Below are 16,169 nucleotides of genomic sequence, written 5' to 3'. Positions count from 1 at the left end.
GCATTGTCACGCAGCCGTGTTTCGCGTGGCCGGCCGTTCGCTTGCAAACTTTCTGGCAAAGCGTGCCAAATCAGCTTAGTCTCCGCGCGATTTGAGAAAGTGCCCCGACACGCATGACGACGACACCAACCAGGCGACACCGCATGATTCTGCCGGCACTTGCGGCCGGTTTTGGTGTCGCCGTCATCGTCGTGTCCGCAAACACCTTCACCGTCCAGGCCCAGGAAGCCGCGCCGGCAGCGGCACAATCTGCAGCGCCGCCGCCGGCAGCCGAGCCGCCGCCGCCCGATCCGGCCGCTGAACTTGCCGCCAAACGCGATCAGACCCGCGCCGAGCTCGAAACCCTGTCGAAATCAATCAACCTTTCCTCGGACAAGGTGAGTGAACTCCAGCAAAGCATCGCCAATCTGGAAAAAAGCACGCAGAGCATCCGCCAGGCGCTGATCGATTCCGCCGCCCGCCGCAAGGGGCTCGAGAAGCAGATTCTCGAAAGCGAGAAGAAGCTGGCCGATCTCGGCGTCAGAGAGGATGGCATCCGCCGTTCGCTGCACGAGCGCCGCGGCTTGCTGGCCGAGGTGTTGGCCGCACTCCAGCGGATGGGCCGCAACCCGCCCCCGGCCTTGCTGGTCACCCCCGATGACGCGCTCGCTTCCGTGCGCAGCGCCATCCTGCTCGGCGCCGTCGTGCCCGGCATCCGCAAGGAAACCGACAAGCTCGCCGCAGATCTTGCAAGCCTCGCCGCGCTGCAGACGGCAAGTGCGGCCGAGAAGGCCGGCCTGACCGCGACGATGACCGATAGCATCGAGGAAGAGCGGCGCATGGACCTGCTGCTTGCCGAAAATGACAAGCTCAGCCGCAGCAACGCCGCCGATCTACAGGCCGAAAGGAAGCGTTCGGAGGAACTGGCGGGCAAGGCGACCAGCCTCGAAGGCCTCGTCGCTTCCATGGAATCCGAGATCGCTTCGGTGCGCGACGCGGCTGCCGCCGCCCGCCAGGCCGAGGAGAATCGCAGGCTCCTGACCGACGAGCAGCGGGCTCAGGCCAAGGCTCTGGCCGAGAGCGGCGTGCCCGATAAAAACCGCATTGCGCCCGCATATCCCTTCGGAGAATTGAGGGCCAAATTGGAGCTGCCGGTGGCAGGCGATATCCTGCGCCAGTTCGGCGATGCCGACGGCACCGGGCACGAGGCCATGGGCATGACGGTCGCCACCAACCCGGAGACAGTGGTGACGGCGCCTGCAGACGGCCTGGTGGTTTTCGCCGGCGCTTTCCGCAGTTACGGCCAGATGATCATTCTTGACGCGGGCGATGGATATCACCTGGTTCTCTCGGGAATGGATACGATCAATACCCGTCAGGGAAAATTCGTTTTTTCCGGCGAGCCGCTCGCCGTGATGGGAGCGAAAAGAGTGGCAAGCGCAACTGCATTGGCGCTGGAAACGGACCGGCCAACGCTTTACATTGAATTTCGAAAAGACGGTAAACCGGTCGATTCCCGACCGTGGTGGACCGCCAAGGACACTGGAAAGGCACGCAATGATTCGTAGGGCTTCTCTTGTTCTGGTCGGCGCATTGATGGGTGCGACCGCGATGAGCGTCATTTACTCGGCAGGTGTGCCGGCAGAAGCGGCCGGATCCTCTACATATAAGGAACTCTCGGTATTTGGCGACGTCTTCGAACGCGTGCGTGCGCAGTACGTCACGCCGCCGGCCGAAGACAAGCTGATCGAGAATGCCATCAACGGCATGCTTTCCTCGCTCGATCCGCATTCGAGCTATATGAATGCGAAGGACGCCGAGGACATGCGCACCCAGACCAAGGGTGAGTTCGGCGGCCTCGGCATCGAAGTCACGATGGAAGACGAGCTCGTCAAGGTCATCACCCCGATCGACGATACGCCCGCCGCCAAGGCCGGCGTTCTCGCCGGCGACTACATCTCCGAGATCGACGGCCAGTCCGTGCGCGGCCTGAAGCTGGAAGACGCGGTCGAGAAGATGCGTGGCGCCGTCAACACGCCGATCAAGCTGACGCTGATCCGCAAGGGCGCCGATAAGCCGATTGAGCTGACGATCGTCCGTGACGTCGTCGCCGTCCAGGCGGTCAAATCGCGCGTCGAGGACGATGTCGGTTACCTCCGCATCATCTCGTTCACCGAGAAGACCTATCCCGACATGGAAAAGGCGATCAAGAAGATCAAGGACACCGTTCCGGCCGACAAGCTGAAGGGTTACGTCCTCGACCTGCGCCTTAACCCGGGTGGCCTGCTTGACCAGGCGATCAATGTCTCTGACGCCCTGCTGCAGCGCGGCGAGGTCGTTTCGACCCGCGGCCGCAATCCTGATGAAACCCGCCGCTTCAACGCCGGCCCGGGCGACCTGACCGACGGCAAACCGGTCATCGTGCTGATCAACGGCGGTTCGGCCTCCGCATCGGAAATCGTTGCCGGCGCGCTTCAGGATCTGCGCCGCGCCACCGTCCTCGGCACCCGTTCCTTCGGCAAGGGTTCCGTCCAGACGATTATCCCGCTTGGCGAGAACGGCGCGCTGCGCTTGACGACGGCGCTCTATTACACACCGTCGGGCCGCTCGATCCAGGGCACCGGCATCACGCCTGACATCAAGGTCGAAGAGCCGCTGCCGGAAGAACTGCAGGGCAAGATGGTGACCGAAGGCGAATCCAGCCTGCGCGGCCACATCAAGGGTCAGAGCGAAACCGATGAAGGTTCGGGCTCCGTTGCCTACGTGCCGCCGGATCCGAAGGATGACGTTCAGCTGAACTACGCGCTCGACCTTCTGCGCGGCAAGAAGACCGATCCGGCCTTCCCGCCGAATCCTGATAAGGCCGTCGTCGCCAAGTAATCGATCGTCGCAAGGCCGGGCACTCGCCCGGCCTTGACCCTTTATGCTGTTTCCCGGTTTTGGAGCGGGCGAGAAAATTGGGAACGGACCTGCATGTGCCTTTGGGGCGCAACCGCAAAACCGGCAGCCGGCGTCCTGGCGTGCTGCGCCTCGGCCGCATCGCTGCCAGTCTCTGCCTTTTCGCAATAGGCGGCTTTTCTCTCTATACCGCCTTTCGGGGCGACGGGCTGGAGCGCGCCAAATCGCCGGCGGCCGAACAGGCTGCAACCCAGGCTTCCGGCAAGGCGCCGACGACCGCTGCCGACCAGGCGGCGGACGGAATGCCCCGCGCCGATCCACGCTCGGGCGCCAATGTCGAACAGATGATCACCGGCGATGGCTCCGTCGTCACCAAATACAGTCCCCGCCCGCGCGACGGCAGCGGACCGGTGCTGGTCGATGCCATGCAGATCGGCCAGGACCCGCGCATGGCGGCCCAACCCAATGAAGCGCTACTCGAAGACACTGCCTTTGGCAGGCTGCCAATCGTCGGCCCCGATGGTCGGCGGCCGATGGACCAATATGCCCGCCCCTCATCCGGCGCACGCGGCATCCGCATTGCCATTGTCGTCAGCGGCCTCGGCCTTAGCCAGACGGGGACGCAGCGCGCCATCGCCGAATTGCCGGAGGAAATCACCCTCGCCTTTGCCGCAAGCGGCAACAGCCTGCAGCGCTGGATGCAGGAAGCCCGCCGCGGCGGTCACGAAATTCTTTTGCAGGTTCCGCTCGAGCCATTTGATTACCCGGCCAATGATCCCGGCCCGGAGACCCTGCTGACCTCGAAGCCGGTGGCCCGTAACATCGAGAACCTGCACAAGGCGATGGGTGAGATCACCAATTACACCGGCATCATGAACTATCTCGGCGGCCGTTTCCTCTCCGACCCCGCCGCCATGGAACCTGTCATGCGCGATATCGGCAAACGCGGCCTCCTGTTCCTCGACGACGGCACGTCGGCACAGTCGAAAACCGCGACGGTCGCCAAGGGCACCGAACTGCCCTATGCCTTTGCCGACCTGCAGCTCGACGGCCAGCTCGATCTTGGCGCCATCCTGAAGAAGCTCGACGAGCTCGAACGCATCGCCCGTAAGAACGGCCAGGCGATCGGCATCGCCTCGGCTTTCGATGAAAGTGTCGACGCCATCGCCAAATGGAGCGAGGAAGCGTCCATGCGCGGCATCGAGATCGTCGGCGTCGCGGCGCTTTCCAACGACCCGAGAAGCCCCTGAGAGAATTCCTGAACGGAGAAGAAGATGAGCCAGGCGACCGTGAAAGCCGAGGATCTGCCCTACCGTCCATGCGTCGGCGTCATGATCCTGAACCGCGATGGCCTGGTCTGGGCCGGACGACGGATCCCCGACGGCAATTCCGAATATGACGGCTCGCCGCAGCTGTGGCAGATGCCCCAGGGCGGCATCGACAAGGGCGAGGATCCCTTGGACGCCGCCTATCGTGAGCTCTATGAGGAAACCGGGATCAGAACGGTGACCCTGCTTGCCGAGGCGAGCAACTGGATCAACTATGATCTGCCGCCGGCGCTGATCGGCATCGGATTGAAAGGAAAGTTCCGCGGCCAGACACAGCGCTGGTTCGCCTTCCGCTTCGAGGGCGACGAAAGCGAGATCGCCATCAACCCGCCGCCGGGCGGTCATGATCCGGAATTCGATGCCTGGGAATGGAAGCCGATGCAGGAGCTGCCCGGCCTGATCGTCCCCTTCAAGCGCGCCGTTTATGACCAGGTGATCGCCGAGTTCCGGCATCTGGCAGCGCTACAGGCCGAAGACTGAGCGCCTGTTGCCCGCAGATGTGAATTGAAGATGCCGACCGCGTGGAGCGGCCGGCATTTCCATCCGAATTATTCGGCTTCGTTGGCGGAATCGGCGTTGAGCTGGCCGTATTTGCTCTCGCCGATTTTCTCGAGCAGATCGATCTGCGTTTCGAGGAAGTCGATATGGCCCTCCTCATCCGCCAGTAATTCTTCGAAGAGTTTCATGGAAACGTAGTCGCCGGCCTCGTGACAGATATCGCGCGACTTCTTGTAGGCGGTGCGGGCGTCATATTCGCCGGCAAGATCGGCTTCCAGCACTTCCTTGACGTTCTGGCCGATGCGCAGGGGCGCCAGAGTCTGCAGATTGGGATGGCCTTCGAGGAAGATGATGCGCGCGACAAGCCTGTCGGCATGGTGCATTTCTTCGATGGATTCGGCCCGCTCCTTCTTAGCGAGCTTGGTGTAGCCCCAGTCCTCGAGAAGTCGATAATGAACCCAATATTGATTGACCGCCCCGAGCTCGAGGAACAGTGCCTCGTTAAGCCGCTCGATGACCTTTTTGTCGCCTTTCAATGTCCGCTCTCCTGTTTTCCTCATGGAATTGTTTCAAGCGTGACATGAAATCAAATATTTCGGTCTCCGTCGAGTGGCGACGGGCGTGATATTCCTCGGTCGTCTGGATAATGATATCGACCACATTGGGGAAGCAGCCGCAGCAACGGCCGCGTTTTTCCATGGCGTGGTAGACCTTCGCAGGCACGATAAGTTGCCAACAGTCTTCGTCGAGAAGGTTGGTGATAACCTCCCGGATTTCCTTGTCGGTTATATAATTGCAGCTGCAGACAAGCACGTCTTCATTTCCAAACATGACACTGACTATCGTGTTTTTTTGCTAAAGAAGATGGTGGCTGTCAAGAAAAAATTCGAGTCCGGCGCCATCGGGCAGCAGCGATGGGTAATGCTTGTTGCAGATTGTCTAAATTATGAGGGCGATTCCGGGCGGTAACCCCCCACACATAATGAAGGCATGTCCGGATGATTCCGACCGGCGCAATGCACGTCAATGAAAATTCCGCCCGCGCGGCATGACTTCGGCGGTTTCCGCCACGCCCGCATGGCGGCCTGCGGCCAGCACCCGTTTTTCCAATTCCGCCCCCTTCCGCGCCTCGGCGATCTCCCGCTGGTCGCCTCCTGGTCTCAGCACCTCGTCCGACCGCTCGCAGGCGCCGAAACGGCGAGCCTCGCGTTGCAGGATGCCGAGCGCCGGTGTCATGTCCTCGATATGCTCGACGACCGTATGGATCACGCCGCTATGGCTTTGCAGCCTGCCGCGGATTTTTACGAGCCGAGCCCCCATGACGATCGCCCGGTATTTGTCGAATATCTTGTTCCAGACGATCGCATTGGCGACCCCGGTCTCGTCCTCCAGCGTCATGAAGATCACGCCCTTGGCCGAACCCGGCCGCTGGCGCACGAGCACCAGGCCGGCGATCGTCACCCTCTTTCCGTTCGGCACCGCCAGAAGATCGACATTGCGGGTGATGCCGATCTTCCGGAACTCCTCGCGCAGGAAGGAGACCGGATGCGCTTTCAGCGACAGGGAGAGATAACGATAGTCTTCGATCACCTGCTCTCCCGGCAGCATATCCGGCAGCACCGCCGCGGGTTCTGGCTGAAGGTCGACATGACGGACCTGTTCGAAAAGGGGCAGTTCTTCGGCTGCACTCTTCACATCCAGTGCCCGCACAGCCCAAAGCGCTTCGCGCCGTGACAGATGAATGGATCGGAACGCATCCGCATCCGCCAGCCGCTCGATGACCGACTTCTGCAAGCCGGACCGCAGCCAGAGATCACGCACCGTACTGTATTCTTGACCGCGATTGTCGACGAGCCGTTTCATATCGTCCGACGAAAGACCCTTGATCTGCCGGAAACCCAGCCGCACCGCATGCCGGGTCTTGATGATCCCGCCCATCTCGCCATGCCGGAAATCGACGGCCTTCCGGTCGAAGGCAGCCTCCTCAAGGGTACAATCCCAGTCCGATTCATTGATGTCGACCGGCAGGATCTTTACTCCATGCTCGCGCGCATCCCGCACCAGCTGAGCCGGCGCATAAAACCCCATCGGCTGGGAGTTCAGCATCGCCGCGCAGAAGACATCGGGATAATAGGCCTTGAGCCATGAAGAGGCATAAACCAGCAGCGCGAAGGAAGCAGCATGGCTTTCCGGAAAGCCGTACTCACCGAAACCTTTGATCTGATTGAAACATTGTTTTGCGAACTCGGGATCGTAATCCTTTGAGACCATTCCCTCGATGAAGCGCTTCTCGAAATCGCCGATCGTACCGGTTCGCTTGAATGTCGCCATCGCCCTGCGAAGTTTGTCGGCCTCTGCCGGCCTGAAGCCCGCAGCGGTGATCGCGATCTGCATCGCCTGCTCCTGAAACAGGGGCACGCCGAGGGTTCTTTCGAGCACCGCTTCCAGCTCCTTGCTCGGATATTCGATCGGAATGTTCCTGGCGCGCTGTTCTCGGCGTTTCAGATAGGGATGGACCATATCGCCCTGGATCGGCCCCGGTCGGACGATCGCCACCTCGATGACGAGGTCGTAGAATATCTTCGGCTTCAGGCGCGGCAGCATGCTCATCTGCGCCCGGCTTTCGATCTGGAAGACACCAAGCGTATCGGCCCGGCCCATCATCTCATAGACCGGCTTGCCCTCGTCCCCATGCTCCCTGTTGCCGAGGTCTGCGAGCGTCTTCTTGACATCATAATGCAGTTCAAGCAGCGAAAAGGCCTTCCGCAGGCAGGTCAGCATGCCGAGCGCCAGCACATCCACTTTGAGGATCTTGACGTTGTCGAGATCGTCCTTGTCCCATTCGATCATGTAGCGATCCGGCATCGCCGTCTTCATGATCGGCACGACCTCGTCGAGCCGGTCCCGTGTGATGACGAAGCCGCCGACATGCTGGGTGAGGTGGCGCGGGAAACCGAGAAGCTCGGAGGCATATTGCAGCACATTCTGGGTCACTGGATCCTTGACGTCGAGACCGGCCGCCTTGGCATCCCTGTCGGAAAGATTGTCCTCCGACCAACCCCAGACGAGGCTGCTGATCGCCGACTGAACATCCTCCGACAGGCCGAAGGCCTTGGCGACCTCGCGGCCGGCCGAACGGGTGCGGTAGGTGGTCACTCCCGCCGTCAGCCCGGCATGTTCGATGCCATATCGTCCGTAGATGAACTGGATGACTTCCTCACGCCGGTCATGCTCGAAATCGACGTCGATATCCGGCGGTTCGTCGCGATCCATCGAAATGAAGCGGTCGAAGAGCAGCGTGCTCTTTTCAGGATTGACCTCCGTTATTTCGAGACAATAGCAGATGACCGAATTCGCCGCCGATCCGCGCCCCTGGCACAAGACCTTAAGGTCATAACGGGCGTGTTGGATGATCCTGTGAACCGTCAGGAAGTAGGACGCGTAGTTCTTATCACCGATGAGTTTCAGTTCATAATCGATCTGCTTTGCCACCTTGGGCGGCACACCCTCGGGATAGCGTTTGACTGCTCCCGCTCTCGTCAGCCTTTCGAGGGTCTCCTGTGGCGTTTCGCCGGGGTCGTTTTCAGGCGGATAATTATGCTCCAGTTCCTTCAGTGAAAAGGTCAGCTTGTCGAAAAAGACCCGGGCATTCTCGATCGCACCAGGATAGTCCCGGAAGATCCGGACCATTTCACGTGAATCCTTGAGGTAACGCTCGGCATTCGGCGCCAGCAGGAATCCGGCTTGCGATATCTGCACATGCTCCCGGATCGCGATCACGACGTCCGAAAGCGGCCGGCGTTCAGGATGGTGGTAAAGTGGCTGGTTGGTGGCAATCAACGGCACGCGATTTCGGGCGGCAAGCATGGCAAGCACAGCAAAGACCTGCCTGTCGCGGCCGTCATAGGCCGGCGCCAACGCCATAAAAATAGCCTTGCGGAATCGCCTGCGAAACCGCTCCAGATAATCTTCCAGCGCCGACTGGCCCTGCTGATGATCGACAAGGGTACGATCCGGAACGAGAGCAAGCATCATCTCGTCTCCCCATTCCATGAGCTCCGCTTCCGTCAGGATGCAGGTTCCCTTGACCGCCTCCTCCTTCAGATTGCCGGCGCTGAGAAGCCGGCAGAGATTTGCCCAACCGCGGCGGTTTCTGGGATAGGCGAGAATCTCGGGCGTATCATCGGAGAAGACGAGACGGGCACCCGGCTGAACCCTGACCGGATCGAGGATTTCCTCGCCTTCCTTCGCCTGAAAATCTGTCTCATGTCTGTTCTTGTACTTCTCCTCGATCTGCAACGCCTGCGCATGGGCCCTGACCACGCCGGCAACCGAATTCCTGTCCGCAATCCCGAGGCCGCCGAGCCGGAGATGGGCGGCCTGTACGACCATCTCCTCGGGGCCGGAGGCGCCTTCGAGAAACGAGAAATTCGTCCTCGCGCCAATCTCGAAGAATGCACGTTCGGCCTTCATGCGAATACCCCGTGCATGAACCAGCGAGGGTCGAGCTCCTGACCATAGAAACCTCGACGATAGATCCAGAAGCGATGTCCGGCCTCATCCTCGATACGGAAATAATCGCGCGCCTCCGCGTCGCTTCCGTCGATCCACCACTCCATGGCAATCCGCTCCGGACCTTCGCTTTTTGCCACTTGATGCTGCATGCGCCGCCAGCGGAAGATCTGCGGCGGGCCATCGGGCACTTCGGCGAGTATAGTCTCGACAGGCTCCGGCGTTGCAAAAAGCCGCAACGGACGCTCTTCGCGGAAAGGGAGAGAACCGCCCTGTTCCGCCTTCCCCCGCCTTGAAAGCTTATCCATCGTCGGAACTGCGATGACGGCGCGTTCCGGCACATGGCTCTCACGGAGTTGGAAGCTTTGCAGGCAATCCGCACCCAGCCGGGCGGAGACACGGTCGACGAAAGCCGAAAGGGAGATTTCTCCCTGACGATCGCCCTCGAAATCAGCCTGCGCTTCGTTGAAGGGATCATGCTGCAACACATTCAGCCGTACGATCTCGAAACCATAGCCGGCATCGAGATCGTCATAGACCGCCTGCAGTCGTTCGGAAAAAAGCCCGGCGATAAATTTCGGTTCGCGAAGCGGTTGCGAAGCGCCGACGGAAATACGGAAGACCCTGCCGTCGACGCGGAATAGAACCAATTCGAACACCCGCCCGCCGGCGCCTCGTGCCTCCAGCGACGGCTGCAGCGATACGGCGACCTGCCTTGTGACGGCAAGGATCTGTTCCTCCGTTCCGATGGGCTCGATCAGACGGCTTTCGGCCGAAAGGCTGGCGACGGGACGACGGGGCGAAACCGGTTCATCTTCATGCCCTAACGCCTGGTCGAGACGCAGCAGCAATTCCGGCCCGAACCGGCGGGTCAGCGGCGCCCGCGGCGCATTGATGACGTCGCCGATATATTTCAGGCCGAGCTTCTTCAGCGCATCGACGGTTTGCCCTTGCAGCCGCAAGGCTGCGATCGGCAAAGACATCAGCACACGCTCCGTCTCCTCATCTTCGATCACGCCGCTTTGCCCGAAACGCGACACGGCCCAGGAAAGGCCCGGCGACGATGAGATCGCGCCGCGCGCATCGATCCCCATATGAAAGAGCCGCGACAGAACATCCTTGAGAAGCGCCTTCTCACCGCCGAAAAGATGCGTGCAGCCGGTAATGTCGAGAAACAGACCGTCCTTGCCGTCGAACGCCACCAAAGGCGTATAACGGTCGCACCAGTCGGCAATTGCCTCCAGCAGCCGGCGGTCGGCGGCCGGATCCTCTTCCACCACCTCGATCGTCGGATACATGGCGCGCGCCTCGGCAACGCCCTGCTCCTTTTTGAGCCCCAGCCGCTCGGCCAATTCGTCCAGTGCCGTCAGCCGCATGGCATTGTTGAGCTTGGCCGAACAGACGATGGGCGGTGCCTCAGGACGCTCTTTCGAACGCCAGGAGGGCCTCCATCGCCTGCGGGCGATACGGTCGGTTGGCAGATGCGGGAAGCTGAGCGCCAGAATGCGCTGACTGTTCGCCTGGAGGACGAATGAGGTTTGGTTCGGTGACAGGGAAAAATTCGCGTTCATGGGGGCTCCACTCCAGGAGAAAGGAGAGCGGGGCCGGATTGCGGCTCTTCTCCAGCGTGAGACGGAAAATCGGATTGCCGATGCTGCCGGCAAGCTTCGATCCATCCGGCAACGGCCGCAGACCAGACGGTCCCGGCTCGACATGCAGGCGCAAGGCGGCACTGCTGGCCTCCTCCACCCCTGCCTGCCGCACGAGAAAGAGCGGACGGCGGGCAGCATGCGCCCTGAGACTGAGCCTGCGACTTTCGGTCAGGCCGAAATGCGCAGGGTTGCCCCGCACTTCGAGGATGACGGCCGAAAAAGCAGCGCTTTCCACCGCCGTCTCCGCCAGCCAGAGCGCTTCGTCCAGCTTGCGCGGCGCGGCATGGAGAAATCGCTCAGGGCTCAACCCGAAATCCCGAAGCCCGGGAGCATAGGGACGGCCGGCCTCCAGCGTACCGACTGCATCGCCGATCCAGAGCAACGGCATAAGCCTGCCGCCATCCGATTCCTGTTTCTGCAGCCGCGCGGCAACAGCCATCGCCAGTCCGCTTGCCGCGCCGGCATCGCGAGACAGCGCGGAACGGAATTCGGTAATCGCATCGAGGGGCAGGCCGCCCTCCAGCGCCCGATCGAGAAGCTCCACCCCGAACGGCAGGGATGGCAGAATGCGCTCCTGGCGCGTCTTGCGTCCTTCCGCCAAAGCTTCCCGCTCCGCGGCCGCAAATGCCGGCGCGGGCTTTCCTTCCAGTCTGGCAATGGTTTCGCGGAGCGCAAAAAGCCGCTCGCGCGCCAGGGCGTTCTGCGCCATGGCGTTCACTCCGATCCGTCTTGTTCCTGTTATGTTCTTATAGATTCCAGAGAGCTAATGAAGAGTCAACAATCATTTTCTATGAATTTATTCCTGCCTTTGATTCCGCACTCGAAAATCGGCAATAAAGGTTCTATATGGGCCCGCAAAGGAAGGAATATTCATGGCCCGCATAGACCAGAGCGATGATTGGCGGGACCGCCATGCGCCGACGATCAGCACCTTCGAGTCGCTGGCCATGGAGGCCTACAGCCATCTTCCGGATGAATTCCGCCAGCTGACGACCAATCTCACGATCGAGATCGAGGATTTCCCCGATGACGACGTCTTCGAGGACATGGCGCTGGAAACCCCTTTCGATCTGCTCGGCCTTTTCGAGGGCAGGGGCATTTCCGAACGTTTCACGGTGGAAACCGGCGAGATGCCGAACCGCATCCGCCTCTACCGGCGCCCCATTCTCGATTACTGGGCGGAGAATGACGAGACGCTCGGCGATATCATCACCCACGTGCTGATCCACGAGATCGGCCACCATTTCGGGCTGAGCGACGATGATATGGAGCGGATCGAGGCCAGCGCCGAGGAAGCCGCGGAGCGTTAGGCGTCTATCCTGGAATTAAGTCTTACTGCTCGGAGAGTTTCATCTCCGGATCGTAATCCTTGCCTTCGACGGTCTTGACGACGGCCTGGCCGCACTGCATCGCGCCGGTTGCGGCATTGAAGGCATAGCTCGGCGAACCCTCCAGCGACCAGCCCTTGTTGAGGGCGGCGGTGACCTTGTGGCAGAAGGACGCGTCGTCGGGACCGGTCAGGAAGCGGTAGAGTTTCATCAGGCGGGCTTTCTTGCAGAAATCAGGCGAGCTTTATGAACCAGAGCCTCGGCCTGGACAAGATGCAGCCGTTCGATCATCCGTCCGTTGGCATTGATGACGTTGAGGCCCCTGGCGTCAGGATCGGCAAAAGCTGATATGACCGCCTCGGCTTCCGCAATCTCCTCCGCACTCGGACCGAAATGCCGGTTGGCAACTTCGATCTGCGAGGGATGAATCAGCATCTTGCCGGCAAAACCCATGGCGCGGCCCTGGCCGCATTCGGCGTCGAAGCCTTCGGCATCCTTAAAATCGTTGAAGACGCTGTCGATCGCCTCGAGCCCATTGGCCCTGACCGCAAGGACGACCTGCATCAGCCACGGCACGAGATAGTTCCGTCCCGGCTGGGGAAGCACGCCCGTTTCCTTGCGCAGATCGTTGAGGCCGACAACGAGGCAATCGAGCCGTGAGCCCGGCGTGCGGCCGGCTTCGGCGATCGCTCCGACATTCATCACGCCGCGCGGCGTCTCGATCATCGCCCAGATGCGCAGCGCCTCCGGCGCATCCGGATCGGCAAGCAGATCGCTGATATCAGTGACATCGCCAGGCTCGTCCACCTTCGGCAGGAGAACGGCGTCGGGCAAAAGCGCCTTGACCAGATCGAAGTCCGCTGCTCCGAATCCGGATGACAAAGAATTGATGCGGATGATCCTTTCCTTGCCCGCAAGTGGCGGGCCGGCAAAAAAGGCGCGCAGATTTTCCCGCGCCTGCTCCTTCTTCTCGGGCGCGACGGAATCCTCCAGGTCGAAAATAACCGCATCGCAATCAAGGGAATGGCTCTTTTCAAGCGCCCGGAGATTGATGGCGGGCACGCTCAGCACCGAGCGGCGCAGATGCAGGGAACGGAGAGGTATGGTTCGGCTCATCACTCATTAGTGCCAAGCTTCACAAAGCCCGGCAAGACAACAAAAAGCCATGCTTGCCTTGCAGAGAGAAAAAAGAAGGACCACATTCCTTTCTGTAGAAAGGTATCAAACCCATGCAGAACATTCGCTCCATCTTCTTCATGCTTGCCGGCGCCACCGTTTTTGTCGCCATGCTGCTTCTCACCTTTTCGGTGACGCTTGCCGTCGGCGGCATCCTGACCGTGCTCATGGTCGGCCGCGCCCTTTCGATGAAGATGAAGCCCGCTCCGATCCGCGCCAAGGCAAACAACGGCCAACGCGAGATGCGCATCTGGAACGACGGTCGCGGCACGATCATCGATCTCTAAGCCGCGTCGCTCAAAAAAACTGACCGACATTGTCGGATCATGCGTCCATGATACGTCTTTGAAGCAGCCAGGCGCTCAGCCGGCGGTTGAACACGATGGAGGACGAGCATGGATACGACGACGGAAAACAATCCGGTTAAAATGCCGCCGGTCAAGAATGGCCTGCTGCCCTATCTGACGGTCGACGGCGCGGTGAAAGCCGCGGAATTCTACAAGAAGGCCTTCGGCGCCGAAGAGGCGCATCGGGTGCCGGTCGATGAGAGCGGCCGCACCATGCATATTCATCTCTATATCAATGGCAGCTCCCTCATGCTGGCGGATGCCTATCCCGAATACGGCCATCCCTTCAAAGGCCATGAAGGCTTCGCCATCCAGCTGGTCATCGACGATATCGATTTCTGGTGGGAGCGCGCGGTGGCCGCCGGCGCCGAAGTCGTCATGCCGATCGAACTGATGTTCTGGGGCGACCGCTACGGCCAGCTTCGCGATCCTTTCGGCGTGCTTTGGGGCCTGAATGCCCCGACCAAATAACAGGACATGAGCGCGCGCGGCCGCGCGAAACGTCGCGCGGCCGCCATTTAGAGCATGTCGCGCAAAAGTGTATCGCGGTTTTGCGATAACGACATGCGTCAAAACAAAGACCTAAAGCGCAAGCAGCGAATCTGAAAGATCGCGACGCGCTTTAGAAAGATTCTCCTTCATTTCGGCGGAAAACTGGACTAGATGCACATTCAGGAAAGTACATTTGCTGAAATGGAGCATTGGTCATGGATAAATTCGTGAAGCTCACGGGCGTTGCGGCGCCCCTGCCGGTCGTCAACATCGACACCGACATGATCATTCCGAAGGATTATCTGAAGACGATCAAGCGCACCGGCCTCGGCACCGGCCTTTTCGCCGAAGCCCGTTATAACGAAGACGGCTCGGAAAATCCCGATTTCGTGCTGAACAAGCCGGCCTATCGTGATGCCAAGATCCTGGTCGCCGGCGACAATTTCGGCTGCGGTTCCTCGCGCGAACACGCGCCCTGGGCGCTGCTCGATTTCGGCATCCGCTGCGTGATCTCCACCAGCTTCGCCGACATTTTCTACAATAACTGCTTCAAGAACGGCATCCTGCCGATCAAGGTCAGCCAGGAAAATCTCGACAAGCTGATGGACGACGCCTCGCGCGGCTCCAACGCCATCCTGACCATCGACCTGGAAAACCTCGAAATCACCGGTCCCGACGGCGGCTCGATCAAATTCGATCTCGACGAGTTCAAGCGCCACTGCCTGCTGAACGGCCTCGACGATATCGGCCTGACGCTGGAAAAGGGCAAGGCGATCGACGAGTTCGAAAAGAAGAACGCCGCTTCGCATCCTTGGGCCGCTTAAGCCCGAACGAATGCCGATCGATCAAGCCGGGCTTTCGCCCGGCTTTTTCTTTGGTCCAAGCATCTCGCGCAAAAGTGTGCAGCGGTTTGCGGCAACAAAGAACCTAAAGCGCAAGGAGCGAATCCGAAAGAACGCGCTTAGAGATCAGAGAAACCGCTCTCTCCAGAGCCTCAGCTTTTCCAGCGACACGCCGATGCCGCCGCAGACTTCGATCAGCGGATTGTCGAAGCGCGCAAGCAGCCCGGCATGCACGTCGGCAACAGCAAGGGCGGCACCGCAGGCCGGCTCGACCAGAATGCGCTGAGCATCGGCAAACTTCAGGCAGGCGGCAACGGCATCGGCATCGCTGACGAGAACACTTTCGATCGGATGCCGTTTCGGCAGTTCGAAGACATGCTGGGCCACCTGCCGCGCGCCGAGCGATGTGGCGATCGAAGTGATGGCAGGCAGGGTAATGCGCTCATTTGCCTTGAGGCTTTCATGCAGCGAAGCCGCCCCTTCGGTTTCGACGGCAATCACAGGCACGTCGGGCAGCCCGTTTCGCTTCAGCCCCTCGACAATGCCGGCAAGCAGCCCGCCGCCGCCGACGCTGGTGACGACGCAGTCGAATTCCGCACCCCTCATCACCACCTCGTCGATCAGCGTCGCATGACCATCCCACAGAAGTGGATGATCGAAAGGATGCACATAGCTTGCCTTGCGGCTTCGGGCGAGTTCGACCGCGTGGGCATTGGCTTCGTCGAAAACGGCGCCGTGCACGAGGACATTGGCGCCGGTAGCGGCAATCGTCTGCCGCACATCGGCGGCCGTCGTCTCCGGCACGACGATCGTGACCGGCACACCGAGCGCCCGGCCGGCATAGGCCGCGGCAATGCCGGCATTGCCGCCGGAAGCGCAGAAGATCTCGCGCGCGCCATTTTCCACCTCGTGCTGGCAAAGCCGGCCGACGCCGCGCAGCTTGAAGCTGCCGGAGGGCTGCAGCGCATCGAGCTTCAGCCAGAGCGGCTTGCCGCTGGCGCTGTAGTCGGGGGCGGTCCGAACCAGCGGCGTGTCGAGATGGAGAGGTGCAAAAGCCATGGGAGAAATCCGGGAAATAAAAGGGTGGCGACCGTTCTAATCCGTTTGCCGGTCCAGG

15 protein-coding genes and 1 pseudogene are annotated in these 16,169 nt (G+C 60.7%); 8 read left to right on the top strand and 8 right to left on the bottom strand.

Annotation, left to right across the window (positions count from 1 at the left end; translation table 11 throughout):
* Positions 1-143: 143 nt before the first annotated feature.
* The 4 genes from K6M89_RS20985 to K6M89_RS20970 all read left to right on the top strand — a co-directional run bounded on the left by K6M89_RS20985 (position 144) and on the right by K6M89_RS20970 (position 4,685).
* A complete protein-coding gene (locus K6M89_RS20985) occupies positions 144-1,547 on the top strand; it encodes a murein hydrolase activator EnvC family protein (protein ID WP_222140826.1) in 1,404 nt (467 codons plus the stop codon).
* The gene (locus K6M89_RS20980; protein WP_003543943.1) at positions 1,537-2,859 is read left to right on the top strand and encodes a S41 family peptidase; all 1,323 of its coding nucleotides are present in this window, start codon (positions 1,537-1,539) and stop codon (positions 2,857-2,859) included. The genes K6M89_RS20985 and K6M89_RS20980 overlap by 11 nt, the downstream gene beginning before the upstream one ends.
* A gap of 77 nt (positions 2,860-2,936) precedes the next feature.
* Positions 2,937-4,127, top strand: a complete 1,191-nt coding sequence (locus K6M89_RS20975; RefSeq protein WP_222140825.1) for a divergent polysaccharide deacetylase family protein — start codon at positions 2,937-2,939, stop codon at positions 4,125-4,127.
* 24 nt (positions 4,128-4,151) lie between these two features.
* Positions 4,152-4,685, top strand: a complete 534-nt coding sequence (locus tag K6M89_RS20970) for an RNA pyrophosphohydrolase (protein WP_064683951.1) — start codon at positions 4,152-4,154, stop codon at positions 4,683-4,685.
* A gap of 68 nt (positions 4,686-4,753) precedes the next feature.
* Here the strand turns inward: K6M89_RS20970 and bfr are convergent, their stop codons facing one another.
* The 5 genes and pseudogenes from bfr to K6M89_RS31145 form a co-directional block, all read right to left on the bottom strand.
* A complete protein-coding gene (gene bfr / locus K6M89_RS20965) occupies positions 4,754-5,239 on the bottom strand; it encodes a bacterioferritin (RefSeq protein ID WP_064683952.1) in 486 nt (161 codons plus the stop codon).
* Positions 5,205-5,605: pseudogene (locus K6M89_RS20960) on the bottom strand ((2Fe-2S)-binding protein). Before K6M89_RS20960 ends, bfr begins: the two are co-directional and overlap by 35 nt.
* 121 nt (positions 5,606-5,726) lie before the next feature.
* Positions 5,727-9,176, bottom strand: a complete 3,450-nt coding sequence (locus tag K6M89_RS20955; protein ID WP_222140824.1) for an error-prone DNA polymerase — start codon at positions 9,174-9,176, stop codon at positions 5,727-5,729.
* Positions 9,173-10,621, bottom strand: a complete 1,449-nt coding sequence (locus K6M89_RS20950) for a Y-family DNA polymerase (RefSeq protein ID WP_313140884.1) — start codon at positions 10,619-10,621, stop codon at positions 9,173-9,175. The genes K6M89_RS20955 and K6M89_RS20950 overlap by 4 nt, the downstream gene beginning before the upstream one ends.
* Before the next feature lie 10 nt (positions 10,622-10,631).
* Positions 10,632-11,576: an ImuA family protein gene (locus tag K6M89_RS31145; protein ID WP_246642585.1), complete on the bottom strand. Its 945-nt coding sequence runs from the start codon at positions 11,574-11,576 to the stop codon at positions 10,632-10,634.
* A gap of 163 nt (positions 11,577-11,739) precedes the next feature.
* Here K6M89_RS31145 and K6M89_RS20945 point away from each other — a divergent pair, with 163 nt between their 5' ends.
* Positions 11,740-12,177 (top strand): metallopeptidase family protein, encoded by a 438-nt coding sequence (locus tag K6M89_RS20945; protein WP_008528622.1) that lies wholly within the window; start codon positions 11,740-11,742, stop codon positions 12,175-12,177.
* Between the two features lie 22 nt (positions 12,178-12,199).
* On the opposite strand, the gene K6M89_RS20940 is transcribed toward K6M89_RS20945, so the two are convergent.
* Together K6M89_RS20940 and K6M89_RS20935 are read right to left on the bottom strand one after the other, a co-directional pair.
* On the bottom strand, positions 12,200-12,406 hold the full coding sequence (locus K6M89_RS20940) for a DUF1737 domain-containing protein (RefSeq protein ID WP_097583110.1): 207 nt from the start codon (positions 12,404-12,406) through the stop codon (positions 12,200-12,202).
* On the bottom strand, positions 12,406-13,311 hold the full coding sequence (locus K6M89_RS20935) for an HpcH/HpaI aldolase/citrate lyase family protein (RefSeq protein WP_097583108.1): 906 nt from the start codon (positions 13,309-13,311) through the stop codon (positions 12,406-12,408). The genes K6M89_RS20940 and K6M89_RS20935 overlap by 1 nt, the downstream gene beginning before the upstream one ends.
* Before the next feature lie 113 nt (positions 13,312-13,424).
* Between K6M89_RS20935 and K6M89_RS20930 the strand changes: the two genes are divergently transcribed.
* The 3 genes from K6M89_RS20930 to leuD all read left to right on the top strand — a co-directional run bounded on the left by K6M89_RS20930 (position 13,425) and on the right by leuD (position 15,034).
* Positions 13,425-13,658: a hypothetical protein gene (locus tag K6M89_RS20930; RefSeq protein WP_097583106.1), complete on the top strand. Its 234-nt coding sequence runs from the start codon at positions 13,425-13,427 to the stop codon at positions 13,656-13,658.
* Between the two features lie 108 nt (positions 13,659-13,766).
* The gene (locus tag K6M89_RS20925; RefSeq protein WP_097583104.1) at positions 13,767-14,189 is read left to right on the top strand and encodes a VOC family protein; all 423 of its coding nucleotides are present in this window, start codon (positions 13,767-13,769) and stop codon (positions 14,187-14,189) included.
* Between the two features lie 236 nt (positions 14,190-14,425).
* Positions 14,426-15,034: a 3-isopropylmalate dehydratase small subunit gene (gene leuD / locus K6M89_RS20920; protein WP_183917647.1), complete on the top strand. Its 609-nt coding sequence runs from the start codon at positions 14,426-14,428 to the stop codon at positions 15,032-15,034.
* 144 nt (positions 15,035-15,178) lie between these two features.
* Here the strand turns inward: leuD and K6M89_RS20915 are convergent, their stop codons facing one another.
* Entirely contained in the window at positions 15,179-16,111 is a 933-nt protein-coding gene (locus K6M89_RS20915; RefSeq protein ID WP_222140822.1) for a pyridoxal-phosphate dependent enzyme, read from the bottom strand.
* Positions 16,112-16,169: the final 58 nt, after the last annotated feature.

Origin of the sequence: Rhizobium croatiense, from assembly GCF_019793465.1 — a bacterium.
GTDB classification, from domain to species: Bacteria; Pseudomonadota; Alphaproteobacteria; order Rhizobiales; family Rhizobiaceae; genus Rhizobium; species Rhizobium croatiense.
This window is presented reverse-complemented; position numbering and strand designations above follow the sequence as displayed.